Source organism: Lelliottia sp. (assembly GCF_045627565.1).
Taxonomy (GTDB): Bacteria; Pseudomonadota; Gammaproteobacteria; order Enterobacterales; family Enterobacteriaceae; genus Enterobacter.
This window is the reverse complement of record NZ_JAZQNX010000010.1, coordinates 107,573-132,348: the sequence shown is the minus strand read 5'-3', so window position 1 is coordinate 132,348 and position 24,776 is coordinate 107,573. Positions and strand designations below refer to the sequence as shown.

The following is a 24,776-nucleotide window of genomic DNA, read 5'->3' as shown; positions in this document are numbered from 1 at the left end:
GCCTATAATTTGCATTATCATACTCGTCATTCGATAGCGAGCCTAACACTCTGACTCGCAAACGGGCAGGATTAACGCTGGCACTGCGCTGATGAGTAAGATAGTCTCTGACCGTTTGCCAGCGTAACGCCACTGATGATGGAACAATAAATACAACGTATGAAAAAACGTATCCCCACCCTCCTGGCCACAATGATTGGTGCGGCCCTGTATAGCCAACAGGGGCTAGCCGCCGATCTCGCCTCGCAGTGTATGCTGGGCGTCCCAAGCTACGATCGCCCGCTGGTGCAGGGTGATACTAACAGCTTGCCTGTCACTATTACTGCCGACAATGCAAAGGGTAATTACCCTGATAACGCCACGTTTACGGGCAATGTCGACATTAATCAAGGCAACAGCCGTTTGCAGGCGGATGAAGTTCAACTTCATCAGAAGCAGCCCGAAGGCGCAGCTGCTCCGGTACGCACGGTCGATGCACTGGGCAATGTGCACTATGACGACAATCAGGTCATCCTGAAAGGTCCGAAAGCCTGGTCAAACCTGAATACAAAAGACACTAACGTCTGGGAAGGTGATTACCAGATGGTGGGTCGTCAGGGCCGTGGTAACGCGGACCTCATGAAACAGCGCGGCGAAAATCGCTATACCATTCTGGAAAACGGCTCTTTCACTTCTTGCCTCCCGGGTTCAAACACCTGGAGCGTGGTCGGTAGCGAAGTGATTCACGACCGTGAAGAGCAGGTCGCTGAAATCTGGAATGCGCGCTTTAAACTGGGCCCCGTACCCGTTTTCTATAGCCCATATTTGCAGTTGCCGGTCGGCGATAAGCGTCGCTCGGGCTTTTTAATCCCGAATGCCAAATACAGCACCACGAACTATTTTGAGTTCTATCTGCCGTATTACTGGAACATCGCGCCCAATATGGACGCCACGATTACGCCGCACTATATCCACAAGCGCGGCAATATCATGTGGGAAAATGAGTTCCGCTACCTGACCCATGCTGGGGCAGGTCTGATGGAGCTGGATTATCTGCCTTCAGATAAAGTCTATGAAGATGAGCACCCTACTGAGGGCGATCGCCACCGTTGGCTGTTCTACTGGCAACACGCTGGCGTCATGGATCAGGTGTGGCGTTTCAACGTCGATTACACCAAAGTCAGCGACTCAAACTACTTTAACGACTTCACCACTAAGTACGGTTCCAGTACCGACGGCTATGCGACGCAGAAATTCAGCGCGGGCTATGCAATAGAGAACTTTAACGCCACGGTATCGTCCAAGCAGTTCCAGGTCTTTAGCAACCAAACGCGTAGCGTTTACGGTGCAGAACCGCAGTTGGACGTTAACTGGTATCAAAATGATGTCGGTCCGTTCGACACGCGCATCTACGGTCAGGCTGTGCATTTTGTAAACACCAATTCCGATATGCCGGAAGCCACACGTCTACACATTGAGCCGGTAGTAAATCTGCCGTGGTCCAATGATTGGGCGAGTCTGGATACCGAAGCCAAGATGATGGCAACGCATTACCAGCAAAAGAATCTCGACAATTACAACACCACCAATAACGCAAATCTGGAAGAGTCCGTAAACCGTACGTTGCCGCAGTTCAAGATGGACGGGAAACTGATTTTCGAACGTGATATGAATCTGGCGAGTGGTTATACCCAAACGCTGGAGCCGCGTATGCAGTATTTGTACGTGCCTTATCGCGATCAAAGCAAAATCAATAACTACGACTCTGCATTCCTGCAATCGGATTACAGTGGCCTGTTCCGCGACCGTACTTATGGCGGTCTGGACCGTATCGCGTCAGCAAACCAGCTGACCTCTGGCGTAACTACCCGTTTATATGATGAGGCTGCCGTTGAACGTTTTAACGTTTCTGTGGGTCAAATCTACTACTTCACCGAGTCGCGCACTGGTGATGATGATATCAACTGGGAAAAAGACAACAAAACTGGTTCGCTGGTTTGGGCGGGTGATACTTACTGGCGTATGACCGATCGTTGGGGTCTGCGCGGTGGGGTGCAATATGATACGCGCCTGAATAATGTCTCGACGAGCAGTACCGCCCTTGAATATCGTCGTGATGAAGATCGAATGGTGCAGTTAACCTACCGTTATGCCAGCCCGGAATACATCCAGGCGACATTGCCGAACTTTACGGCTGAGCAGTACAAAGAAGGTATTTCTCAGGTGGGGGGTTCTGCAAGCTGGCCGATCGCCGATCGCTGGTCTGTCGTTGGGGCGTACTACTTCGACACCAATACCAGCAAGGCAGCTGATCAGATGTTAGGTCTGCAATATAACTCCTGCTGTTATGCCATTCGCGTCGGTTACGAGCGTAAGCTTAACGGCTGGGATACCAGCAACAATCAGAGCAAATACGATAACGTGATTGGCTTTAATATCGAATTACGCGGCTTGAGTTCCAACTACGGTCTGGGCACTCAGCAGATGCTGCGTTCGAACATTCTGCCATACCGTAGTTCCCTGTAATGTGCTTGATTTACAACGCAATCCGCTTTGCGGTTAATTGAAATGGAAAAAGTATGAAGAACTGGAAAACGCTGCTGCTCGGTATCGCTATGGTTGCGAACACCAGCTTCGCCGCGCCACAGGTTGTTGATAAAGTCGCCGCTGTTGTGAATAACGGTGTAGTCCTTGAAAGCGACGTGGATGGCATGATGCAATCTGTGAAGCTCAACTCGGGCCAGGCAGGTCAGCAACTTCCAGATGACGCCACGCTGCGTCATCAGATCCTGGAACGTTTGATCATGGATCAGATCGTGTTGCAGATGGGCCAGAAAATGGGCGTAAAAGTCACTGACGAACAGCTCGATCAGGCGATCGCTAACATTTCTAAACAGAACAATATGACGTTAGATCAGATGCGTAGCCGTCTGGCCTATGACGGTATCAGCTATGCGACCTACCGTAATCAGATCCGTAAAGAGATGCTGATTTCTGAAGTGCGCAATAACGAAGTCCGTCGTCGCGTCACCATTCTGCCGCAGGAAGTGGATCAGCTGGCGAAGCAGGTGGGTAATCAGAATGATGCCAGCACCGAGCTGAACCTGAGCCACATCCTGGTACCACTACCGGAAAACCCGACCTCCGATCAGGCTGCTGAAGCTGAAAGCCAGGCGCGTTCTATCGTTGAACAAGCGCGTAACGGAGGTGACTTCGGTAAACTCGCAATTACCTATTCTGCTGACCAGCAGGCGCTGAAAGGCGGCCAGATGGGTTGGGGTCGAATTCAGGAACTGCCTTCTATCTTTGGTCAGGCGCTGAGCACGGCGAAGAAAGGCGACATCGTGGGTCCGATTCGTTCAGGCGTGGGCTTCCACATTCTGAAAGTGAACGACATGCGTGGTCAGAGCCAGAACATCTCCGTCACAGAAGTGCATGCTCGCCATATTCTGTTGAAACCATCGCCAATCATGACGGACGATCAGGCCCGCGTGAAGATGGAGCAGATTGCGGCTGATATCAAGAGCGGCAAAACGTCATTCGCTAACGCGGCGAAAGAGTTTTCTCAGGATCCCGGTTCCGCTAACCAGGGCGGTGACCTTGGCTGGGCAGCGGCTGATATCTACGATCCGGCATTCCGTGATGCGCTGATGAAGCTGAACAAAGGCCAGATGAGCACACCGGTCCACTCTACTTTCGGCTGGCATTTGATTGAACTGCTGGATACGCGCAACGTGGATAAAACCGACGCAGCACAGAAAGACAGAGCTTACCGTATGCTGTTCAACCGTAAATTCTCTGAAGAAGCGGCAACCTGGATGCAGGAACAACGCGCCAGCGCATACGTAAAAGTACTGAGCAACTAATGAAACAACATCGTGTTGTCATCACTCCCGGTGAACCCGCCGGGATTGGTCCTGAACTCGTCGTCCAGCTTGCGCAGCGTAGCTGGCCGGTTGAGCTGGTGGTCTGCGCAGACGCAACACTATTACAAGACCGGGCAACTATGCTCGGTCTGCCTTTAAGGCTCTTGCCCTATCACGCCGACAAGCCACCTGTTCCGCAGCAGCAAGGCACATTAACGCTTCTTCCGGTTTCGCTTCGCAAGCCTGCTACGCCCGGTATTCTCAGCACCGATAATGGTCACTACGTCGTGGATACGCTCGCTCGCGCCTGTGATGGGTGTTTGAGCGGTGAGTTTGCGGCGCTGATTACGGGTCCGGTTCATAAAGGTGTCATTAATGACGCAGGCGTTCCCTTCACCGGGCACACCGAATTCTTCGAAGAGCGCTCGCACAGCGATAACGTGGTCATGATGTTGGCAACGGAAGAGCTGCGCGTTGCACTGGCAACAACGCATTTGCCGCTAAAAGCCATTTCTGATGCCATTACGCCGGCACTCCTGCGTGAAATCATTACGATTTTGCATCACGATCTGCGTACCAAATTTGGTATTGCGGATCCGCACGTACTGGTCTGTGGCCTCAATCCACATGCGGGTGAAGGCGGGCATATGGGTACGGAAGAGATCGATACGATCATTCCGGTGCTGAATGAGATGCGCGCGAAAGGGATGAATCTGAGCGGGCCGCTGCCAGCGGATACCCTTTTTCAGCCTAAATATCTTGATAGTGCGGATGCTGTGCTCGCGATGTACCACGATCAGGGCCTGCCCGTGCTAAAATACCAGGGATTTGGCCGCGCAGTGAATATCACACTCGGCTTACCCTTTATTCGAACGTCCGTTGACCACGGTACTGCGCTGGATTTGGCAGGAAAAGGCAAAGCGGATGTCGGCAGTTTTATTACGGCGCTTAATCTCGCCATCAAAATGATTGTTAATACTCAATGAATACTAGAGTCCATCAGGGCCACTTAGCCCGCAAACGCTTCGGGCAAAACTTCCTTAACGATCAGTTCGTTATCGAAAGCATCGTGTCAGCCATCAATCCGCAAAAAGGCCAGGCTATGGTCGAGATCGGTCCAGGCCTTGCAGCCCTGACCGAGCCAGTAGGCGAGCGTCTCGACGAAATGACCGTTATCGAACTGGATCGCGATCTGGCTGCGCGTCTGAAAACGCATCCGTTCCTGGGGCCAAAGCTGACTATTTATCAGCAAGACGCCATGACCATGAACTTTGCCGAGCTGTCAGAAAAACTGGGCCAGCCGCTGCGTGTTTTCGGTAACCTGCCGTATAACATCTCCACGCCGCTGATGTTCCATCTGTTTAGCTATACTGATGCCATTGCCGACATGCACTTTATGTTGCAAAAAGAGGTCGTCAACCGACTGGTTGCAGGGCCAAACAGTAAAGCGTATGGTCGATTAAGCGTGATGGCGCAGTATTACTGCCAGATAATCCCCGTGCTGGAAGTGCCGCCAACGGCCTTTACGCCCGCGCCAAAAGTGGAATCTGCGGTTGTTCGTCTGGTTCCACATGCTGTCATGCCGCATCCGGTCAAAGAGCTACGCGTGCTGAGTCGCATCACCACAGAAGCCTTTAACCAGCGCCGTAAAACGATTCGCAACAGCCTCGGTAACACCTTTACCGTAGACGTGTTGACTGAATTAGGTATCGATCCGGCCATGCGTGCGGAAAACATTTCCGTTGAGCAGTACTGTAAGTTAGCGAATTACATTAGCGATAACGCGCCGCCAAAGGAGAGCTAAGCCATGATTGATTCGCCCCGCGTCTGTGTTCAGGTACAAAGCGTCTACATCGAATCGCAGTCCACGCCGGACGATGAACGTTTTGTTTTTGCTTACACCGTAACCATTCGCAATCTGGGGCGGATGCCTGTGCAACTGCTCGGGCGTTACTGGCTTATCACCAACGGCAATGGCCGCGAAATCGAAGTCCAGGGTGAAGGTGTGGTCGGCGAACAGCCCCACATCGCCCCTGGCGAAGAGTTTCAATACACCAGCGGTGCCGTTATTGAAACACCGATGGGTACCATGCAGGGCCATTATGAAATGGTTGATGTCGACGGCAATGCCTTCCGTGTTGCGGTCCCTGTTTTCCGCCTCGCTGTTCCTACATTTATCCATTAAAACATGTCTACATATCTCATTGGCGATGTTCACGGTTGCTACGATGAACTGATCGCGCTGTTAAAGCAGGTGGATTTTACACCAGGACAAGACACCCTTTGGCTGACGGGCGATCTCGTCGCGCGTGGTCCAGGCTCGCTTGACGTACTCCGATTTGTTAAATCGCTGGGTGACAGCGTGCGCCTGGTGCTGGGCAATCACGATCTGCATTTGCTGGCTGTTTTTGCCGGGATCAGTCGCAATAAACCCAAAGATCGCATTACGCCGCTGCTTGAAGCCCACGATGCTGACGAGCTGATCAACTGGCTGCGTCGTCAGCCTTTGTTGCAAATTGACGAAGAGAAAAAGCTGGTCATGGCCCACGCCGGGATCACGCCGCAATGGGATCTGCAAACGGCAAAAGAGTGCGCACGCGATGTAGAGGCGGTGCTGGCGAGCGACTCGTACCCGTTTTTCCTGGACGCGATGTATGGCGATATGCCGAATAACTGGAGTCCTGAGTTAAGCGGTGTGGCGCGCCTGCGTTTCGTGACCAATGCCTTTACGCGGATGCGCTACTGCTTCCCGAATGGGCAACTGGATATGTACTGCAAAGACACGCCGGAAAACGCCCCTTCACCGCTCAAACCGTGGTTTGCGATTCCGGGGCCCGTCACCAATGAATACAGCGTGGTGTTTGGACATTGGGCATCGCTCGAAGGTAAAGGCACGCCAGAAAATATCTACGCGCTGGATACGGGTTGCTGCTGGGGTGGCGATATGACCTGTCTGCGATGGGAAGACAAAGCCTACTTTATTCAGCCGTCGAATCGGCAACTGGATTTAGGGGAAGGTGAGGCGGTCGCCTCCTGATAGACACGTTCCCTCTCCCGAGCAGGAGAGGGATAACAATCTTAGCGACGTTCCAGAACTTCGAAGCAGTAGCTGTGTGAGTTCTGCGCATCAGCATCGTGGAATTCACTGAATACGGATTCCCACTCATCCGGATCGTAGTCCGGGAAATGGGTATCCCCTTCCACTTCCGCATCAATGTGCGTCAAATACAGCTTCTGCGCTTTTGGCAGGAACTGCTCGTACACACGCCCCCCGCCAATCACCATAATTTCTTCTGCGTCGCCGCAGGCTGCAATCGCGTCATCGACAGATTTAACCCACTCAACACGATCGTCAGTACCAGGCTGGCTACTGATCACGATGTTTTTACGCCCCGGCAATGGACGACCAATTGACTCCCAGGTCAGGCGGCCCATCACTACCGGCTTGTTTAACGTCGTACGTTTAAACCACGCGAGATCGGCTGGCAGATTCCATGGCATGGCGTTTTCCATACCAATAACGCGATCTACCGCCAGCGCTGCAATCAGACTGATCATTGAAAATTTCCCGGATGCAAAAAAATTGCCGCCACTATACGTAAAGCTTAATCTTTCGTCGACTACAGCCAGAGTAAAGAAGCGGAAATATTTCAATATTGCTGGCAACGCCACTTCACACCGTCGGTTTACTCTCCGGCTCATCGCGTGGATCGCCGGTGTGCTTACCCTCTTCGGTGCCCTGCCAGCCATGACGCTGGGTCAATGACAGATGATTACGGTCCTCATTAATGATTTCCGTCAGCATCGCGCTGGTGCGTTTTACCGCCGCGGCGCGGGATGAAGCATCCCCGTCTGCCATCTCCACCATCTCTTCGACCATATCCAGATTGAAACGGCGGAACAGGTCGGCGCGTTCCCGCGCTTCGTACGCCCCAAGGCCCAAGCCTTCCAGCGCCATGCGCCCGGTTTTGAGCGCGCCCTCAAACGTCTCACGCTCTGGCGTTTCAACACCCGCCTGACGCAGCTTGATGTAATGATCGACATCACGGGCTCGCGAGATAATTTTCAGATTCGGGAAATGTTCCTTCGCCAGTTCTGCCAGCTGCAGGTTGGTCAGCGGATCGTCAATCGCATTGATCAACACTTCTGCTTTTGCCGCGCCTGCAGACTCCAGCAGATCGACGCGCGTGGCATCGCCGTAAAAGACCTTCATGCCGAATTTACGCAGCGTTTCGATATGGTCAGGATCATGATCCAGAATCACCATTTTCACCCCGCTGGAGAGCAACAAACGACCGGAGATCTGACCAAAACGACCAAACCCGGCAATGATCACCCGCGGCTGCTCTTCGTCGATTTCGTCCGCTTCGCGATCCTGCTCGCTGCCCGACTGTTCGAGACGAGTCAGCAGCACCAGCAAAATCGGCGTGACGGCCATCGACAGCGCAACGGCCAGCGTCAACGCTTTCGCCCATTCCGGATCCAGCACGTTTGCCATTTGCGCCGCGCCAAAGACCACAAACGCGAACTCACTTCCCTGCCCCAGCAGCACGGCAAACCAGCGGCGCTGTCTGTTTGGTACGTTCAATGGGCGAGCGATCAGCCACAGCATTCCCATTTTAATAACCAGGAAACCGACCAGCAGGATTAGGATCCGCAGCGGATGCGTCACCAGCGTGCCAAAGTCCACAGACATGCCGACACCGATGAAGAACAGACCCAGTAGCAAACCTTTGAAAGGCTCAATATCGCTTTCCAGTGCATGACGATATTCGGAACTCGCCAGCAGAACGCCCGCCAGGAACGCCCCCATCGCCATGGATAATCCGGCCTCTTCAAGCAATAGCCCAAAACCAAACACCAGGAACAGGGCCACGGCGCTGAACACTTCCCGCAGGCCTGAGCGCGCAACAAAGCGCAGCAGCGGGCGCGTAACATACCGCCCGAGCAAAATCACCAGCGCCAACGCACCCGCGACTTTCAGCGCCGACAGCGCAAAGGCACCCAGCGTAGTCGATGAACCGCTTACGGCCAGGAGCGGGATCATCGCCACCAGCGGGATCGCCGCGATATCCTGGAACAGCAGCACGGAAAAAGTGCTGCGCCCCATCTGGGAAACCGTCAGATTGCGCTCGTTCATCGCCTGCATCGCAATGGCCGTCGACGAAAGCGCAAGCGTCATGCCGATCAGCTCCGCGACTTTCCAGTCCATTCCCAATAAGATGCAAAAACCGCCCAGTAATGCGCCGCAAGCGATCATTTGCAACGCCCCGCCGCCAAATACCGAGGCACGCAGTTTCCACAAACGCCGCGGATCCAACTCCAGACCAATAACGAACAGCATCAGCACCACGCCGATTTCGGCAAAATGCAAAATCGACTCGGCATCGGTCACCAGGCGGAATCCCCACGGGCCGATAATGCAGCCTGCAATCAAATAGCCGAGCACAGAGCCTAAGCCGAGACGCACGGCAACAGGCACAATCAGCGCCGCCGCGCCCAAATAGATCAGCGCTTGAATCAGCGTATGGCTATCCATTGTGCGTCTCCTGCCAGTCGAGTAAGCGTTGTTTGTAGTGACGCGCCTGAGCCTGCAACGTTTCGTCGTCGCAGACAAACGTGCAGTGCATCGCGAAAGGAGGGAGCCATTTCAGCCCGCAGTAAAGCGCGGTCGCCTGGAGCGGTTGCGCCAGTACTTCGAAACCAGGATGAGAGCCAATATCGAAATGGGCTTCTCCGCCGCCCGTGGTGACTGCCCACAGCACACTTTTGCCTTTCAACGCGTGGCCGTTATGCCCATACGCCCAGCCGTGGGAAAAGACTTTATCGATCCACAGCTTCAGCAGCGCTGGCGTGCTGTACCACTGCATCGGGTGTTGCCAGACGATCAGATCGGCGCGCGAAATCGCCTCCTGCTCGGCGGCAATATCAATATTAAAGTCGGGATAGAGTTCGTAAAGAGAGCGTATTTCTACGCCATCGAGCGCTTTTACCTGATCAAGCATCCGCTTGTTCGCGTGCGAATGACGCGGATAAGGGTGCGCGTAAATAATTAAAATCATCAATTAGCCTGTTGTTTTACTGCCTCTTTTACAAAAGAGTGTAGTCAGTAATTCAACAGGCTAATAGTGAATATTATTGACGGGGCAAATGGATAAAACTGACTTAGTTTTTCAGTTCACCCATAGATTTAACCTGGTCGCGGTTGATCTGCTCGGTCTTGCCGGTTTCCGCATTTTCGTAGGACACCAGTCCGGTGTCGTCATCAACCTGCGGTTTGCCGTCGGTGACAATCGTTTTGCCATCAGTCGTTTTCACCGCTTGATTCGATGAACAACCGGCTACGGTAAAGAGCGCTGCGGCTGCAAAAATGGATGTCAGCATAAGTTTACTTTTCATGGTGTGCTCCCTGTTGATAGTCATTTCTTACCTTCTGACCCTACACTTTAGCGGCAATGTCCGCGCACCAGGAAAAATGCAGAACACTCTGAAGCAGCACCTTAACGTTTCTGCGGGAAACCGTCTTTGTACATAACTATTTGTAAAACCTTACCGTTCACATCATAGGTTTTCGCTTCGCCGTTCGCGACGCTATCCTTGAAGGTAATGGTGGTGCGCAGTTTACCGTCCTGGGTATAGCCCTGAGAAACCCCTTCCGCCTTGCAGTTCACCAGCGGCGTGTGGGTTCTTAACGTACCGTTCGGATAGTAAATATCAATGTATTCATCGAAGCAGCGGTTCTTCACAATGGTCTCAAACTTCTTGCCACCGTTGTCATATTTCTCAATCAGTTTTCCTTCCGGCACGGTTTCCGCCACATTGATGACCGGCGTAGTGAGCTTTTTCTGCGCCTGAAGATCGTCCTGAAGACCTTTAGCATAATCTGGCGTCATGCCCATACCATCAATCGTGTTAGTGACGGAAGAAGCAAAATCCGCGCAGCCGGACAGCAGCAAAGCCAGAGATAACAGCGTCATTGAACGAGTCACAGAAAACTCCTTTTTATGAGAAGCCTTCAAAGTGCGATGAATTAGCGCGGGGCACAACCGCCAATATTGGTCGGAAAGGCAATAAAAAACCCGCCGAAGCGGGTTTTGGGATGATTCTGAGACGCGTTACTTCCCGATTTGCGCGTGCATTTCCTGCACTGAAATCACTTTCTCGGTGGCATCCGCATTCAGCGCCATCGCCGTGGCAAAACCGCCGTTGAGAGTGGTGTCGTAATGCACTTTGTACTGCAGCGCACTACGGCGAATCAGCTTGGAGTCTTCAATCGCCTGACGCCCTTCAGTGGTGTTGATGATGTAGGTGTACTCGCCATTCTTGATACGGTCCTGAATGTGCGGACGACCTTCATGCACCTTGTTCACCAGACGCGGGTTGATACCTGCTTCACCCAGCACGATAGCCGTACCGTGGGTGGCATCCAGCTCAAAGCCCTGCTTCAACAGCTTCGCGGCCAGGTCCACCACGCGCTCTTTATCGCCTTCGCGAACGGAGAGCAGCGCGCGACCCTGTTTTCTCATGGTTGAGCTGCTGCCCAGCTGTGCCTTCGCGAAGGCTTCTGCGAAGGTACGGCCCACGCCCATGACTTCACCGGTCGAGCGCATTTCTGGCCCTAACAGCGGGTCAACGCCCGGGAATTTGTTAAATGGCAGCACCACTTCTTTTACCGAGTAGTACGGCGGGATAATTTCTTTGGTTACGCCCTGCTGCGCCAGCGTCTGACCCGCCATCACGCGTGCCGCCACTTTCGCCAACGGCACACCGGTCGCCTTGGAGACAAACGGTACGGTACGTGCCGCGCGCGGGTTAACTTCAATCAGATACACTTCGTTGTCTTTCACCGCAAACTGCACGTTCATCAGACCGCGAACCTGCAGCTCGAAGGCCAGTTTCTGCACCTGCTGTCGCATCACGTCCTGGATCTCCTGGCTCAGGGTATAAGCCGGCAGAGAACACGCGGAGTCACCGGAGTGAACGCCAGCCTGTTCGATGTGCTCCATGATGCCGCCAATCAGCACGGTTTCGCCGTCGCAGATAGCATCCACATCCACTTCCACCGCATCGTCAAGGAAACGGTCCAGCAGGACTGGCGCGTCGTTCGAAACGCTGACCGCTGTCTGGAAGTAACGGCGCAGGTCAGCTTCGTCGTAGACGATTTCCATCGCACGGCCGCCCAGCACGTAAGACGGACGCACCACCAGCGGGTAGCCAATCTCTTTTGCCTTCTCAACGGCCATTTCAATCGCCGTAACGGTGGCGTTGGCAGGCTGTTTCAGCTTCAGGCGGTCAACCGCTTTCTGGAAGCGCTCGCGGTCTTCTGCACGGTCAATCGCATCCGGACTGGTGCCGATAACCGGAACGCCAGCGGCTTCCAGTGCGCGCGCCAGTTTCAGCGGCGTCTGGCCGCCGTACTGTACGATGACACCTTTTGGCTTCTCGATGCGCACGATTTCCAGCACGTCTTCCAGCGTGACTGGCTCAAAGTACAGGCGGTCAGAGGTGTCGTAATCGGTAGAAACTGTTTCGGGGTTACAGTTGACCATAATGGTTTCGTAACCGTCTTCACGCAGTGCCAGAGAGGCGTGTACGCAGCAGTAGTCAAACTCAATGCCCTGGCCGATACGGTTTGGACCGCCGCCGAGCACCATAATTTTATCGCGGTCAACTGACGGGTTCGCTTCGCACTCATCTTCGTACGTGGAGTACATGTACGCCGTGTCTGTCGCGAATTCTGCAGCACAGGTGTCTACGCGTTTGTAGACCGGGTGCAGGTTGTACTGGTCGCGCAGCTTACGAATTTCTGATTCACGCACGCCTGCAAGCGTCGCCAGACGCGCATCAGCAAAGCCTTTACGCTTCAGCATACGCAGGAAGTCTGCGTCGAGACCGGTGATGCCCATCTCGGCCACTTGCTCTTCCAGACGCACCAGCTCTTCAATCTGCACCAGGAACCAGCGGTCGATGTTGGTCAGGTTGAACACGCCGTCGACGGACAGGCCCGCACGGAAGGCATCGGCGATGTACCAGATACGCTCAGCGCCCGCGTCTTTCAGCTCGCGGCGGATTTTGGTCAGCGCTTCCGGGTCGTCCAGGCTCACTTTAGGGTCGAAGCCGGTCGCGCCCACTTCCAGACCGCGCAGCGCTTTCTGCAGGGATTCCTGCTGCGTGCGGCCAATCGCCATCACTTCACCGACAGATTTCATCTGAGTAGTCAGACGGTCGTTCGCGCCGGCGAATTTCTCGAAGTTAAAGCGTGGAATTTTGGTCACAACGTAGTCGATGGACGGCTCGAAGGAGGCAGGCGTGCGGCCACCGGTGATGTCGTTCATCAGCTCGTCGAGGGTGTAACCCACCGCCAGTTTCGCCGCTACTTTCGCAATCGGGAAGCCGGTCGCTTTAGAGGCCAGCGCGGAGGAGCGGGACACGCGCGGGTTCATTTCGATAACAATCAGACGGCCGGTTTTCGGGTTCACCGAGAACTGCACGTTAGACCCGCCGGTTTCGACGCCGATTTCACGCAGTACCGCCATCGAGGCGTTACGCATGATTTGATACTCTTTGTCGGTCAGCGTCTGCGCAGGGGCCACGGTGATGGAGTCACCGGTGTGGATGCCCATCGCATCGAAGTTTTCAATCGAGCAGACGATGATGCAGTTGTCGTTTTTATCACGCACCACTTCCATCTCGTACTCTTTCCAGCCAATCAGCGACTCATCAATCAGTAGCTCTTTGGTGGGGGAAAGATCCAGACCGCGCTCGCAAATCTCTTCGAACTCTTCGCGGTTGTAGGCGATACCACCGCCGGTGCCGCCCATGGTGAAGGAAGGCCGGATAATGCACGGATAGCCTACATCAGCGGCAACTGCCAGCGCTTCTTCCATGGTGTGCGCGATACCGGAACGTGCAGTGTCGAGACCGATTTTTTTCATCGCCACGTCGAAGCGGCGGCGGTCTTCGGCTTTATCAATCGCATCGGCAGTCGCACCAATCATGGTGACGCCAAATTCAGCCAGCACGCCCTGACGCTCAAGCTCCAGTGCACAGTTCAGTGCAGTCTGGCCGCCCATGGTGGGCAGCACCGCATCCGGGCGCTCTTTTTCAATGATTTTGCGTACGACTTCCCAGTGAATCGGCTCGATGTAGGTGGCATCGGCCATTTCCGGGTCGGTCATGATCGTCGCCGGGTTGGAGTTCACTAGAATGACGCGGTAACCCTCTTCGCGCAGGGCTTTACAGGCCTGTGCACCGGAGTAGTCGAATTCGCAGGCCTGGCCGATAACGATCGGGCCAGCGCCAAGGATCAGGATGCTTTTTATGTCTGTACGTTTTGGCATGATTCTCTGGGCTCCTGATTATTTAGCGGTCTGACGGTACTGCTCAATAAGGTCGATAAAGTGATCAAACAGCGGCGCGGCATCGTGTGGGCCAGGGCTCGCTTCAGGGTGTCCCTGGAAGCTGAACGCGGGCTTATCGGTGCGATGAATACCCTGCAAAGTCTGGTCGAAAAGCGATTTGTGCGTCACGCGCAGGTTGGCAGGCATTGACGCCTCATCAACCGCAAAACCGTGGTTCTGCGCGGTAATCATCACCGTATCATTATCGATATCTTTCACCGGGTGGTTACCACCGTGGTGGCCGAACTTCATCTTGATGGTTTTCGCACCGCTTGCCAGAGCCAGCAGCTGATGGCCGAGGCAGATGCCAAATACCGGAATATCGGTTTCAAGGAAGGTTTTGATTGCGTCGATAGCGTAATCGCACGGCGCAGGGTCACCAGGGCCGTTGGAGAGGAAAATCCCGTCCGGATTCATCTTCAGTACGTCGTCTGCAGGCGTTTGTGCCGGGACAACCGTCAGGCGGCAGCCGCGATCCACCAGCATGCGCAGAATGTTGCGCTTAGCGCCGTAATCGTACGCGACTACGTGGAAAGGCAGCTCATCTTCTTTCTTCGCCTCTGGCAGTTCACCCGCCAACGTCCAGCTACCTTGCGTCCAGCTGTACGCTTCGGTGGTGGTGACTTCTTTTGCCAAATCCATGCCGTTCAGGCCCGGGAATGCTTTCGCTTTTTCCTGTGCCAGCGCAGCATCGAGGTTGTCCCCGGCGATGATGCAGCCGTTCTGTGCGCCTTTTTCACGCAGCAAACGGGTCAACTTACGAGTATCGATATCGGCAATCGCCACGATGTTGTGACGCTTCAGGTAAGAAGAGAGGTCTTCCGTATTGCGGTAGTTACTGGCAATCAGCGGCAGGTCGCGAATAATCAGACCTTGCGCATGGACCTGGGAAGATTCTGCATCGGCTTCATTGGTGCCGACATTACCGATATGGGGATAAGTAAGAGTGACGATTTGGCGGGAATAGGAAGGATCAGTGAGGATTTCTTGATAACCGGTCATTGAAGTATTGAAAACGACTTCCCCAACCGCCGAACCTGTTGCCCCTATGGCCCGACCGATAAACTGGGTTCCGTCTTCCAGAACCAATAGCGCTGACTTAATCAAAACACCCTCCAAAGAATATTCACTCACTTTATCTGCATATTAATTCACAACAAGGTCATGAAGCAACGCAAATTTGCTGCCAGTGGATTTTCGGCAAACGGCGGCATTCTCGGGATTTGTAGGGGCAATGTCAACTGAAAACGGATATTTTACGTATTCTTTTAAGCACCTGGTGAAGCTTAAGAGACTTAGCCGCCAAAAAGATCAACCAAATCACCGAGGAAAACGTTTGTACACGCAGTTTAATCGTTTTCGATGGCATCACACAGTAAAAACCAGACCAAATGGTCAAAATTCACATTGGCGCAACACAAAAATGAAAGAAGTGATAATAAAATAGATGTTATAAGCAGGATTTGATTTATAAGCAGTAAAATAAAAGGGCAATAAATTATTGCCCTGTGTAATCAAGTAACTATGACTACAATAACCACATCACGAAGGGTATAAAAACTTATAATTCGTTGAGATTAAGCACATCACGCATATCAAAAAGACCATTTCCTTTCGATTTTAACCACAAAGCAGACCGCACTGCGCCGTTTGCGAAGGTCATTCTGCTGGAGGCTTTATGCGTGATTTCCACTCTCTCACCAATATCGGCGAAGATAGCCGTATGTTCGCCGACGATATCGCCTGCACGCACGGTTGCAAAACCGATTGTTCCCGGTACACGTTCGCCGGTGTGACCTTCACGGGTATACACTGCACAGTCTTTTAAATCTTTGTCGAGTGCATAAGCAATCGCTTCGCCCATCGCCAGAGCGGTTCCGGATGGCGCATCGACTTTATGGCGGTGATGCGCTTCGATAATCTCGATATCCGTGTAGTCGCCCATCACTTTGGCTGCTTTTTCCAGCAGTTTGAGCATGACGTTGACGCCCACGCTAAAGTTCGCGGCAAAGACAATCGCGATATCCTGCGCAGCGTCTTTGATGGCTTGCTTGCCTGCATCATCAAAACCCGTGGTACCGATGATCATCCCTTTACCGTGCTGGCGGCAAAAAGCCAGATGCTCCAGCGTGCCTTCCGGACGGGTAAAATCGATGAACACGTCAAAATCAGCTTTTACTGCGTCAAGACTGCTTTGCACCGTGACACCTGAATGTCCAGCCCCCGCCAGCTCACCCGCGTCCGTACCTAAAAGTGTAGAGCCTTCGCGTTCCAGCGCCGCACCCAGCACGACGCCCTCCATCTGCAGCGCAGCCTGAATCAGCTGACGGCCCATACGTCCACCCGCGCCCGCAATCGCGACCCGGACCTGTGCATCATGCATAGTTATTCTCTTACGTTAAAAGTATGTAAATCGTTTTCAGATTAACCAGCCTTTGAGAAGGCTGCCATCTAAAACGCCGATAATTAGAATTTTATGATAAACAGGGAGAGATATCAGTAAAAGGCATGATTCAGGCCGGGAGGCGCTACCCCATCACAGAACGCGATAGCTCACGATGAGCTGTCCCTTTTTCTGCTTCACGTTACTTATATCTACAGCGCCCAGTTTACTGAGATCGGAAACATGGGTACCGCCACACAAATAGGCGGGCAAATCGCCAAACCACACTTTTCTGCGGCCCTCGTCCATTTCAACGTGGCGTATGAGTTTCTCGGCTCGCCAGCCGTCGACAAGTTCTTTGAACATGTCGGCACTGGGCGCAGCACCTTCTTCACCCGGAATGAATGTAATCCGCCCTTCGCCTGGCCAGTGGTGGGCTTTTACCGGACGCCAGCCAAAGCGTTCCCCGGCATAGCCAATCAGATGACCAGCCGTATGCCAGCAGGAATGAAGCTCTCTCACCGCGGCATCGATCTGGATATCCACCTCGCCCTTAGCAAGCGAGCGCGCCAGAATGTGCATGATGTTCTCGTCACGCTGAATAACCTCTTCTACCGCAACCCCGGCTATCCAGCCTGTATCCGCCGGTTGCCCGCCGCCCTGTGGATGGAAAAGGGTCTGGTCCAGTTCAATCGCGTAGCGACCATCCTGTTCCTCAGTACAACGCACGATCTGCGCCCGGCCCACTGTCATTTCATTGGTGTAATAAAGACGCTCTGTCATGGCTATTCTCCTCTTATTCATGACAGTATATTCATTACGTGAACGGTGATAATGCGCCACTAACACAATGGACTCTTGCCTGGAATACACAAATGAAAGTGACACTGCTTCCCGATCTTGCGACTTTTGTTGCCATTGTTGAACACGGGAGCTTTTCTGCTGCTGCCCGAATTGTCGGAGCCACTCCGTCTGCACTGAGCCGCTGCGTCTCGCGGCTGGAACAAGAAATGGGCGGCAAACTGCTGCATCGCACCACGCGTAAGCTGGCGCTTACCGAAACCGGAAAATCGGTATATGAACACGCGCTGGATATGCTGGAAGCGGCAAAACAGGCGCTAGATTCTGGCAGCAGTCTGCAAACCGTTGCTCAAGGAAGGCTGACGCTGAGTGTTCCCAAGGCTGTTGGGCGATTTGTCATTCATCCGCTGATACCAGAGTTTCTCAACCGTCATCCGCAAATTGATGTTTGCCTGCGCCTTGAAGACCGCTATATGGACTTGATCGATGACGGTGTGGATCTTGCCCTGCGAATCACTAACACGCCGTCTCCAGGTCTGTATGGCAAAGCCCTGATGCCCGTGACCCATATCATTGGCGCAACGCCTGAATATCTCCGTCGAGCAGGCATACCGCAGCATCCGCAGGATCTTCGTGCGCATAGCTGTATTTCGCTGGGCGAAACCCCTGCTGATTCCCGCTGGAAGTTCGCCCTGCACGGGAAAACAGAAACCGTGCAAACGCGTGGACGCTATGCCGCTAACCATACGGGCGTGCGGCTGGATGCAGTAAAACGTCATTTGGGTATTGGCAGTCTACCGCTATTTACCGCTCGCGAAGCGCTGGCGTGTGGGGAGATCGTGCAGGTGCTGCCGGAATGGGAATTTATTAGTAGCTATTCGGGTGATCTCTGGCTTCTTTGGACGCGTAACAAACATATGCCAGCCAGAATGCGGGCGATGATTTACTATCTAAATGAAAAAATGCCAGTCATTCAGTGACTGGCATTTTGCGTATTTTATTCGACTTCTCGCGCGTCGATGCGCAGCTCTTTCGGCACTTCGAAGACGATATTCTCTTCGCGTCCTTCGAGTGGAATGGCATCTCCGCCGCCCAGTTCCTGCAGGCGGGCGATAACATTTTGCACCAGAATATCCGGTGCGGAAGCGCCAGCGGTAACACCCACGCAGTTCACGTCTTTTACCCACGCTTCCTGAATATCGGTCGCATCATCAATCAAAAACGCCGTTTTCCCCATACGCTGCGCCAGTTCGGCCAGACGGTTGGAGTTAGACGAGTTTTTGGAACCGACAACCAGCACCACATCAGCCTGTTCAGCCAGCGCACGTACCGCTTCCTGACGGTTGGTGGTGGCATAACAAATGTCATCTTTACGCGGCCCGACGATTTTCGGGAAGCGCTTGCGCAGAGCGTCAATGACATCTGACGTGTCGTCGACAGAGAGCGTGGTCTGAGTCATAAACGACAGCTTAGCGTCGTTTTTCACGTTGAGCGTCAATACGTCTTCCGGCGACTCGACCAGATACATGCCCCCTTCCGGGTTGCTGTATTGGCCCATTGTGCCTTCGACTTCCGGATGCCCAGCATGACCAATCAGGATCGATTCTTCACCACGACGGCTGGCGCGAGCGACTTCCATATGGACTTTGGTCACCAGCGGACAGGTCGCGTCAAACACGGTCAGATCACGACTTTTCGCTTCGTTACGAACGGCCTGAGACACACCGTGCGCGGAGAAAATCAGGATTGTGCCGTCCGGCACTTCGCTGATCTGCTCGATAAAGATCGCGCCGCGCTCACGCAGGCTTTCAACCACGTAGCGGTTGTGCACCACTTCATGTCGCACATAAATAGGCGCGCCGTAAAGTTCCAGCGCGTTTTCAACAATGCTGATAGCGCGGTCAACGCCGGCGCAAAAACCGCGCGGGTTAGCCAACAGGATCTGCATTCGTTTCCTCCAGTGCCGGGTCAATCTCCAGCACTTCGACATCAAAATGGACAGTGCGCCCGGCGAGCGGATGGTTGAAATCAACGGTGATGGAATCGCCATTGATTTCTCGGATCACGCCAGGCATTTCGCTGCCATCCATAGCGGTAAAGAGCATAATTGCGCCGATTTCCGGCTCGCCCGCATCCATAAATTCACGACGCGAGAAATACTGGATCAGGTCTGGCGACGGTACACCAAACGCGGCATCCGGCTCGAGCGAAAACGCTTTTTTCTCGCCTTCTTTCAGGCCTAAAAGCTGTTGTTCAAGGCCTTCAGAAAGTGAGGTGTCACCGAGGCGAAACAGCGCAGGTTTGCCGTTGTTGCGGGTAGATTCAGCGGTGGAACCATCTTCCATCTTCAGCGTGAAGTGAACCAGGACCGCGCTATTGCTCTGTATGGATTTAGACATGCAAATCGTCCAGTTGTTTTAGCCCGGTGGCATAACGCTCACCGGGCAATAAAGATTACGCCTGTTTCTTCGCGGCAGCGTTTGGCAAAAAGCCTTCCAGCACAATCATCGCAGCACCGATGCAAATGGCGCTATCGGCCAGGTTGAACGTCGCGAAGTGCCAGTTGCCGACGTAGAAGTCGATCATATCGACGACAAAGCCGTGCCACAGACGGTCGAACAGGTTGCCCAGCGCGCCACCAATAATCAGTGCATAAGCAATATTGTTCAGTTTCTGGCTAGCCTTCGCGCGATACATCATCACGGTCAGCACCAGGCAGATACCCAGCGCGATACCAGCAAAGAACCAACGCTGCCAGCCGCCGCTGTCGGCGAGGAAGCTAAACGCCGCGCCGTAGTTGCGCGCATAATGCAGATTCAGTGACGGGAACAGCGGTACCGTATCCCCCAGAGCAAAGTTCTGGAGGATAAGGAATTTGCTGCCCAAATCAATAATCAGCACGACGACGACCAGCCATAGCCAGCGAAGTCCTGTTGAACAAAACGATTTAGTCATCAGGCAAACTTACGTTTTTCGCCATCACCGGCGATGTTAGTAACACAGCGTCCACAGATTTCTGCGTGTTCCGCCACCTGGCCGACATCGGTGGTGTAATGCCAGCAACGCGGGCATTTATCACCTTCGGCTTTTGCCAATGCCACTTTCAGCCCTTTGAGCAGTTCGCTCTGCTGAGCATCAGCGGTAGCTTGTGCATAATCGGCAACCTGTGCACCCGAGGTCAACAGGACAAATCGCAATTCATCACCCAGCGCCGTCAGCTTCGCGGCCAGTTCTGGTTCTGCATACAACGTCACTGCCGCTTCAAGAGAGCCACCGACTTTCTTGTCCGCACGCGCCTGTTCGATAACTTTGTTCACTTCGCCACGCACTTTCAGCAGCTCGTCCCAGAAGGTATCGTTCATCGCTTCGGTTTCAGCCAGACCAAACAGACCTTCGTACCATTCGCCGGTGAACACGTATTTCTCGCGATCGCCTGGCAAGTAGGCCCAGATTTCATCTGCGGTGAAGGACATGATTGGCGCCATCCAACGAACCAGCGCTTCTGCGATGTGGAACAGCGCAGTCTGGCAGCTGCGACGCGCCACGCTGTCGGATTTAGCGGTGTACTGACGGTCTTTGATGATGTCGAGGTAGAACGAGCCCATCTCGATGGAGCAGAAGCGCATCAGGCGCTGCACCACTTCGTGGAAGTCGTAAGACTCGTAGGCCTTCAGGATATCTTCCTGTGCCGCTTGCGCGCAGCCTACCGCCCAACGATCCAGAACGACCATTTCTTCCGGTTTCACCATGTCGGTAACCGGGTTGAACCCGTTCAGGTTGGCGAGCAAGAAGCGCGCGGTGTTACGGATACGACGATAGCTATCGGCAGCACGTTTGAGGATCTCATCCGATACCGCCATTTCACCGGTGTAGTCCGTTGATGCCACCCACAGACGCAGAATATCCGCGCCGAGTTTGTTCATCACGTCCTGCGGAGAAACGGTGTTACCGATGGATTTGGACATTTTACGGCCCTGACCATCCACGGTGAAACCGTGAGTCAGAACCTGACGGTAAGGCGCTTTGCCTTTCATCGCGGTAGAGATCATCAGAGATGACATGAACCAGCCGCGGTGTTGGTCAGAACCTTCCAGATACATATCGGCGGCGTGACCCGAGAACTCAGGGCGCACGTCAACCACGGAAGAGTGGGTTGAGCCAGAGTCGAACCACACGTCGAGGGTGTCAGGCACTTTCTCGTAGTTGTCCGCGTCAGCGCCCAGAATCTCTTTTGAATCCAAATCCCACCACGCCTGAATGCCGTCAGCTTCAACGCGTTTCGCCACTTCTTCCATCAGTTCCAGCGTATTCGGATGCAGCTCCTGCGTCTCTTTATGCACAAACAGAGACATTGGCACACCCCACGTACGCTGACGGGAGATGCACCAGTCAGGACGGTTGGCGACCATGGATTCGATACGCGCCTGACCCCAGTCCGGGATCCACTGCACGCCTTTGATCTCTTTCAGAGACTGCGCTCGCAGGCCTTTCTGATCCATGCTGATGAACCACTGCGGGGTCGCACGGAAGATGATCGGCGACTTGTGACGCCAGCAGCATGGATAGCTGTGCTGCATCTTCTCAACGTGCAGCAGCGCACCGCTGGTACGCAGCATGTCGACGATGATGTCGTTAGCTTTGAAGACGTTGATACCGTCCAGCGCCGGGTAGGTGCCAGGCAGATAAACACCGTCCGGGCCAACCGGATTCGCGATTTCCAGACCGTATTTCAGGCTGATATTGTAATCGTCAGGGCCGTGACCACCGGCGGTGTGTACTGCACCGGTACCCGCTTCCAGCGTAACGTGATCGCCCAAAATGGCCGGCACGTCGAAATCGAGGAACGGATGTTTGAAGCGCAGCAGTTCCAGCTCAGCACCGTTCACGGTTCCCAGCACGGTGTAATCCGTGATATGCGCGCGTTTCAGAACGCTCTCAACCAAATCTTTCGCCAGGATCACCGCCTGCGCGTCAATCTGCACCAGCGCATAATCGAAATCAGCAGAGAGGGAAATGGCGCGGTTAGCAGGCAACGTCCACGGCGTGGTGGTCCAGATAACCAGAGAAATAGGGCCGCTGACGGAAGAGACACCGAATTTGGCTTTCACCGCGTCCGGATCGACGGCGTGGAAAGCCACGTCGATAGAAGGAGAGGTTTTGTCGTAATACTCCACTTCCGCTTCTGCCAGTGCAGAACGGCAGTCAACACACCAGTGCACAGGCTTCGCGCCTTTATGCAGGTGGCCGTTACCGATGATTTTACCCAGCGCACGAATAATGTTGGCTTCAGTTTTGAAGTCCATAGTCAGGTATGGACGCGACCAGTCACCCAGCACACCCAGACGGATGAAGTCTTTACGCTGACCATCAACCTGCGCCGCTGCATATTCACGGCATTTTGCGCGGAACTCCGCTGCGGTAAATTTCTCACCCGGCTTGCCGTATTCTTGCTCCACTTTCAGCTCGATCGGCAGACCGTGGCAGTCCCAACCCGGAACATAAGGCGAGTCAAAACCCGTGAGCCCTTTGGACTTCACGATAATGTCTTTCAGAATCTTGTTTACAGAGTGACCAATATGAATGCTGCCATTCGCATAAGGAGGGCCATCATGCAGAATGAAGGATTTTTTGCCTTTCTTGGCGGCACGAATGATGCCGTACAGGTCATCATCGGTCCAACGCGCCAGCATTCCCGGTTCACGCTTGGCGAGATCGCCGCGCATCGGGAACCCTGTTTCCGGCAAATTCAGGGTCGATTTATAGTCACTCATTAGATTCTCGGTTCCGTATTTAAAACTCATTCAGGCGTTAAGCCGGGTTCGATAGCCCAAAATATTCGCGGGCCGTTAACTCATCGCGCGCAATTTGTGCTTTCAGCTCATCGAGCGATGCAAATCGCTGCTCATTGCGTATTTTTTTACGCAGGATTACATCTATATGGCGACCATAAAGGTCCATTACAACGTCCAGCAGGTGCACTTCCAGCTGCTGACGCACGCCGGCAACCGTTGGACGGGTACCAATGTTGGCAACACCGGGCAAAAGCGTATCGCCAAGCCCGCTCACTTCTACCGCATACACCCCTTTCACCGGGGATACCTGACGACGTAGCGGAACGTTCGCCGTCGGGAAACCTATTGTGCGCCCCAGCGCGTCGCCATGCACAACGCGACCGGAAATCGAGAACGGATGCCCTAACAGGGTCTCCGCCACATCCAGTTGATCGTCGGCCAGTGCCAGGCGAACCGCCGTACTGCTCACACGCACGCCGCCTTCACAGAAAGTCATAGTGCTGGTGACGTCAAAGCCGTATTCCAGGCCAGCCTTCTGTAATAACAAGAAATCGCCCTGACGACCAGCGCCAAAGCGGAAATCATCGCCTACGGCAAGAAACTGCACGCCCAGACGTTTGACCAGCAGATCGCCAACGAAAGCCTGCGCCGTGAGCGCGGCAAAACGTTGGTCAAAACGTACGCACAGTACGTAATCCACGCCACACTCTGCCAGATAGCGCAATTTGTCGCGCAGGCGCGTTAAGCGAGCGGGAGCTTTATCACCGGCAAACAGTTCCAGCGGTTGCGGCTCAAAAATCATCACCACAACGGGCAGTCCACGGGCCTGGCCCTCTTTACGCAATCCCTGCAACAGCGCCTGATGACCACGATGTACGCCGTCGAAATTACCAATTGTCAGCACGCACCCATGAGGGGCCTGGCTGAGATTATGTATGCCGCGTATCAGCTTCATGACAGGCTCAAGACAGTGAAAATCGCCAAAGTATACCTTGTACAGCGGTTAACGTTAACTGGCGATTGTTCCCTCACTTCAGAAAGCCGCCCTGATTTCATAGACCTTATCTTCAGGTGCAAAAAAATCTGCCCGCCAACTGCGTTTTTTGTGCCGAAAGACTGTATTCAGGAGAGACAAGCTGGTAGAATCCTGCGCCATCACTACGTAACGTAGCGTCGCCATATAAACGGCGCTTATTTGCACAAATCCATTGACAAAAGAAGGTATAGAGGGCATATTCCTCGGCCTTTGAATTGTCCACATAGATCATATTTGGGAGTTGGACTTGGCTAATATCAAATCAGCTAAGAAACGTGCCGTTCAGTCTGAAAAGGCTCGTAAGCACAACGCAAGCCGTCGCTCTATGATGCGTACTTTCATCAAGAAAGTATACGCAGCAATCGAAGCTGGCGACAAAGCTGCAGCGCAGAACGCATTTAACGAAATGCAACCAATCGTGGACCGTCAGGCTGCTAAAGGTCTGATCCACAAAAACAAAGCAGCGCGTCATAAAGCAAACTTGACCGCGCAGATCAGCAAACTGGCTTAATCGCCACT

Annotated in this window: 22 protein-coding genes and 1 pseudogene; 8 read left to right on the top strand and 15 right to left on the bottom strand. The window is 53.7% G+C overall.

The window, feature by feature from the left end; translation table 11 throughout:
• The first annotated feature begins 159 nt into the window (after nt 1-159).
• Genes lptD through apaH form a run of 6 tightly spaced genes read left to right on the top strand, consistent with a single transcriptional unit; the run spans nt 160 to nt 6,882 of the window.
• Entirely contained in the window at nt 160-2,505 is a 2,346-nt protein-coding gene (gene lptD / locus ACKI5T_RS08440; protein WP_407436999.1) for an LPS assembly protein LptD, read from the top strand.
• 53 nt (nt 2,506-2,558) lie between these two features.
• Nucleotides 2,559-3,845: a peptidylprolyl isomerase SurA gene (surA, locus tag ACKI5T_RS08435; protein WP_407436997.1), complete on the top strand. Its 1,287-nt coding sequence runs from the start codon at nt 2,559-2,561 to the stop codon at nt 3,843-3,845.
• On the top strand, nt 3,845-4,831 hold the full coding sequence (pdxA, locus tag ACKI5T_RS08430) for a 4-hydroxythreonine-4-phosphate dehydrogenase PdxA (RefSeq protein ID WP_407436995.1): 987 nt from the start codon (nt 3,845-3,847) through the stop codon (nt 4,829-4,831). Before surA ends, pdxA begins: the two co-directional genes overlap by 1 nt.
• Complete coding sequence (rsmA, locus tag ACKI5T_RS08425; protein ID WP_012016009.1) at nt 4,828-5,649, top strand: 16S rRNA (adenine(1518)-N(6)/adenine(1519)-N(6))-dimethyltransferase RsmA; 822 nt, start codon at nt 4,828-4,830, stop codon at nt 5,647-5,649. The genes pdxA and rsmA overlap by 4 nt, the downstream gene beginning before the upstream one ends.
• Before the next feature lie 3 nt (nt 5,650-5,652).
• Nucleotides 5,653-6,030: a Co2+/Mg2+ efflux protein ApaG gene (gene apaG, locus ACKI5T_RS08420; RefSeq protein ID WP_012016008.1), complete on the top strand. Its 378-nt coding sequence runs from the start codon at nt 5,653-5,655 to the stop codon at nt 6,028-6,030.
• 3 nt (nt 6,031-6,033) lie between these two features.
• Complete coding sequence (gene apaH, locus ACKI5T_RS08415) at nt 6,034-6,882, top strand: bis(5'-nucleosyl)-tetraphosphatase (symmetrical) ApaH (protein WP_407436992.1); 849 nt, start codon at nt 6,034-6,036, stop codon at nt 6,880-6,882.
• A gap of 41 nt (nt 6,883-6,923) precedes the next feature.
• Here the strand turns inward: apaH and folA are convergent, their stop codons facing one another.
• The 9 genes from folA to ACKI5T_RS08370 all read right to left on the bottom strand — a co-directional run bounded on the left by folA (nt 6,924) and on the right by ACKI5T_RS08370 (nt 17,411).
• Nucleotides 6,924-7,403 carry a type 3 dihydrofolate reductase gene (folA, locus tag ACKI5T_RS08410; RefSeq protein WP_100777676.1) on the bottom strand — a complete coding sequence of 160 codons (480 nt, stop codon included), beginning with the start codon at nt 7,401-7,403 and terminating at the stop codon, nt 6,924-6,926.
• Nucleotides 7,404-7,518: 115 nt separating this feature from the next.
• Nucleotides 7,519-9,384, bottom strand: coding sequence for a glutathione-regulated potassium-efflux system protein KefC (gene kefC / locus ACKI5T_RS08405; RefSeq protein WP_012016005.1), 1,866 nt, complete (start codon nt 9,382-9,384; stop codon nt 7,519-7,521).
• The gene (kefF, locus tag ACKI5T_RS08400) at nt 9,377-9,907 is read right to left on the bottom strand and encodes a glutathione-regulated potassium-efflux system oxidoreductase KefF (RefSeq protein ID WP_133631728.1); all 531 of its coding nucleotides are present in this window, start codon (nt 9,905-9,907) and stop codon (nt 9,377-9,379) included. The genes kefC and kefF overlap by 8 nt, the downstream gene beginning before the upstream one ends.
• 103 nt (nt 9,908-10,010) lie before the next feature.
• Nucleotides 10,011-10,244, bottom strand: coding sequence for a YgdI/YgdR family lipoprotein (locus tag ACKI5T_RS08395; protein ID WP_407436990.1), 234 nt, complete (start codon nt 10,242-10,244; stop codon nt 10,011-10,013).
• A gap of 101 nt (nt 10,245-10,345) precedes the next feature.
• Nucleotides 10,346-10,834: a toxin-antitoxin system YwqK family antitoxin gene (locus ACKI5T_RS08390; protein ID WP_407436988.1), complete on the bottom strand. Its 489-nt coding sequence runs from the start codon at nt 10,832-10,834 to the stop codon at nt 10,346-10,348.
• A 126-nt stretch (nt 10,835-10,960) separates the two neighbouring features.
• Nucleotides 10,961-14,185, bottom strand: a complete 3,225-nt coding sequence (carB, locus tag ACKI5T_RS08385; protein ID WP_407436985.1) for a carbamoyl-phosphate synthase large subunit — start codon at nt 14,183-14,185, stop codon at nt 10,961-10,963.
• An 18-nt stretch (nt 14,186-14,203) separates the two neighbouring features.
• Nucleotides 14,204-15,352 carry a glutamine-hydrolyzing carbamoyl-phosphate synthase small subunit gene (gene carA / locus ACKI5T_RS08380; RefSeq protein WP_012016000.1) on the bottom strand — a complete coding sequence of 383 codons (1,149 nt, stop codon included), beginning with the start codon at nt 15,350-15,352 and terminating at the stop codon, nt 14,204-14,206.
• 454 nt (nt 15,353-15,806) lie between these two features.
• Nucleotides 15,807-16,628 (bottom strand): 4-hydroxy-tetrahydrodipicolinate reductase, encoded by an 822-nt coding sequence (gene dapB / locus ACKI5T_RS08375; RefSeq protein WP_012015999.1) that lies wholly within the window; start codon nt 16,626-16,628, stop codon nt 15,807-15,809.
• A gap of 153 nt (nt 16,629-16,781) precedes the next feature.
• Nucleotides 16,782-17,411, bottom strand: a complete 630-nt coding sequence (locus ACKI5T_RS08370; protein ID WP_407436983.1) for an alanyl-tRNA editing protein — start codon at nt 17,409-17,411, stop codon at nt 16,782-16,784.
• 92 nt (nt 17,412-17,503) lie between these two features.
• Here ACKI5T_RS08370 and ACKI5T_RS08365 point away from each other — a divergent pair, with 92 nt between their 5' ends.
• Nucleotides 17,504-18,409: a LysR family transcriptional regulator gene (locus tag ACKI5T_RS08365; RefSeq protein ID WP_407436981.1), complete on the top strand. Its 906-nt coding sequence runs from the start codon at nt 17,504-17,506 to the stop codon at nt 18,407-18,409.
• A gap of 17 nt (nt 18,410-18,426) precedes the next feature.
• Here ACKI5T_RS08365 and ispH read toward each other — a convergent pair whose 3' ends face one another.
• The 6 genes and pseudogenes from ispH to ACKI5T_RS08335 all read right to left on the bottom strand — a co-directional run bounded on the left by ispH (nt 18,427) and on the right by ACKI5T_RS08335 (nt 24,426).
• Nucleotides 18,427-19,377, bottom strand: coding sequence for a 4-hydroxy-3-methylbut-2-enyl diphosphate reductase (gene ispH, locus ACKI5T_RS08360; protein ID WP_407436979.1), 951 nt, complete (start codon nt 19,375-19,377; stop codon nt 18,427-18,429).
• A complete protein-coding gene (gene fkpB, locus ACKI5T_RS08355; RefSeq protein WP_059180161.1) occupies nt 19,358-19,828 on the bottom strand; it encodes an FKBP-type peptidyl-prolyl cis-trans isomerase in 471 nt (156 codons plus the stop codon). Before fkpB ends, ispH begins: the two co-directional genes overlap by 20 nt.
• A 55-nt stretch (nt 19,829-19,883) precedes the next feature.
• Nucleotides 19,884-20,384: a signal peptidase II gene (lspA, locus tag ACKI5T_RS08350; protein ID WP_133631735.1), complete on the bottom strand. Its 501-nt coding sequence runs from the start codon at nt 20,382-20,384 to the stop codon at nt 19,884-19,886.
• Nucleotides 20,384-23,200, bottom strand: a complete 2,817-nt coding sequence (gene ileS, locus ACKI5T_RS08345; RefSeq protein WP_407436976.1) for an isoleucine--tRNA ligase — start codon at nt 23,198-23,200, stop codon at nt 20,384-20,386. Before ileS ends, lspA begins: the two co-directional genes overlap by 1 nt.
• 37 nt (nt 23,201-23,237) lie before the next feature.
• A complete protein-coding gene (gene ribF / locus ACKI5T_RS08340) occupies nt 23,238-24,176 on the bottom strand; it encodes a bifunctional riboflavin kinase/FAD synthetase (RefSeq protein WP_133631737.1) in 939 nt (312 codons plus the stop codon).
• 7 nt (nt 24,177-24,183) lie between these two features.
• Nucleotides 24,184-24,426, bottom strand: a pseudogene (locus ACKI5T_RS08335) (DUF2575 domain-containing protein).
• Between the two features lie 78 nt (nt 24,427-24,504).
• On the opposite strand from ACKI5T_RS08335, the gene rpsT reads away from it, so the two are divergent.
• A complete protein-coding gene (gene rpsT / locus ACKI5T_RS08330; RefSeq protein ID WP_012015991.1) occupies nt 24,505-24,768 on the top strand; it encodes a 30S ribosomal protein S20 in 264 nt (87 codons plus the stop codon).
• Nucleotides 24,769-24,776: the final 8 nt, after the last annotated feature.

What these genes read in the sequence shown, in the direction of transcription:
- carB (WP_407436985.1), bottom strand. Translation starts at nt 14,185, where the DNA reads ATGCCAAAACGTACAGACATAAAAAGCATCCTGATCCTTGGCGCTGGC.
- rsmA (WP_012016009.1), top strand. Translation starts at nt 4,828, where the DNA reads ATGAATACTAGAGTCCATCAGGGCCACTTAGCCCGCAAACGCTTCGGG.
- fkpB (WP_059180161.1), bottom strand. Translation starts at nt 19,828, where the DNA reads ATGTCTAAATCCATACAGAGCAATAGCGCGGTCCTGGTTCACTTCACG.
- ACKI5T_RS08395 (WP_407436990.1), bottom strand. Translation starts at nt 10,244, where the DNA reads ATGAAAAGTAAACTTATGCTGACATCCATTTTTGCAGCCGCAGCGCTC.
- ribF (WP_133631737.1), bottom strand. Translation starts at nt 24,176, where the DNA reads ATGAAGCTGATACGCGGCATACATAATCTCAGCCAGGCCCCTCATGGG.
- ileS (WP_407436976.1), bottom strand. Translation starts at nt 23,200, where the DNA reads ATGAGTGACTATAAATCGACCCTGAATTTGCCGGAAACAGGGTTCCCG.
- kefF (WP_133631728.1), bottom strand. Translation starts at nt 9,907, where the DNA reads ATGATTTTAATTATTTACGCGCACCCTTATCCGCGTCATTCGCACGCG.
- surA (WP_407436997.1), top strand. Translation starts at nt 2,559, where the DNA reads ATGAAGAACTGGAAAACGCTGCTGCTCGGTATCGCTATGGTTGCGAAC.
- dapB (WP_012015999.1), bottom strand. Translation starts at nt 16,628, where the DNA reads ATGCATGATGCACAGGTCCGGGTCGCGATTGCGGGCGCGGGTGGACGT.
- apaH (WP_407436992.1), top strand. Translation starts at nt 6,034, where the DNA reads ATGTCTACATATCTCATTGGCGATGTTCACGGTTGCTACGATGAACTG.
- pdxA (WP_407436995.1), top strand. Translation starts at nt 3,845, where the DNA reads ATGAAACAACATCGTGTTGTCATCACTCCCGGTGAACCCGCCGGGATT.
- ACKI5T_RS08365 (WP_407436981.1), top strand. Translation starts at nt 17,504, where the DNA reads ATGAAAGTGACACTGCTTCCCGATCTTGCGACTTTTGTTGCCATTGTT.
- ispH (WP_407436979.1), bottom strand. Translation starts at nt 19,377, where the DNA reads ATGCAGATCCTGTTGGCTAACCCGCGCGGTTTTTGCGCCGGCGTTGAC.
- apaG (WP_012016008.1), top strand. Translation starts at nt 5,653, where the DNA reads ATGATTGATTCGCCCCGCGTCTGTGTTCAGGTACAAAGCGTCTACATC.
- folA (WP_100777676.1), bottom strand. Translation starts at nt 7,403, where the DNA reads ATGATCAGTCTGATTGCAGCGCTGGCGGTAGATCGCGTTATTGGTATG.
- lptD (WP_407436999.1), top strand. Translation starts at nt 160, where the DNA reads ATGAAAAAACGTATCCCCACCCTCCTGGCCACAATGATTGGTGCGGCC.
- kefC (WP_012016005.1), bottom strand. Translation starts at nt 9,384, where the DNA reads ATGGATAGCCATACGCTGATTCAAGCGCTGATCTATTTGGGCGCGGCG.
- lspA (WP_133631735.1), bottom strand. Translation starts at nt 20,384, where the DNA reads ATGACTAAATCGTTTTGTTCAACAGGACTTCGCTGGCTATGGCTGGTC.
- ACKI5T_RS08370 (WP_407436983.1), bottom strand. Translation starts at nt 17,411, where the DNA reads ATGACAGAGCGTCTTTATTACACCAATGAAATGACAGTGGGCCGGGCG.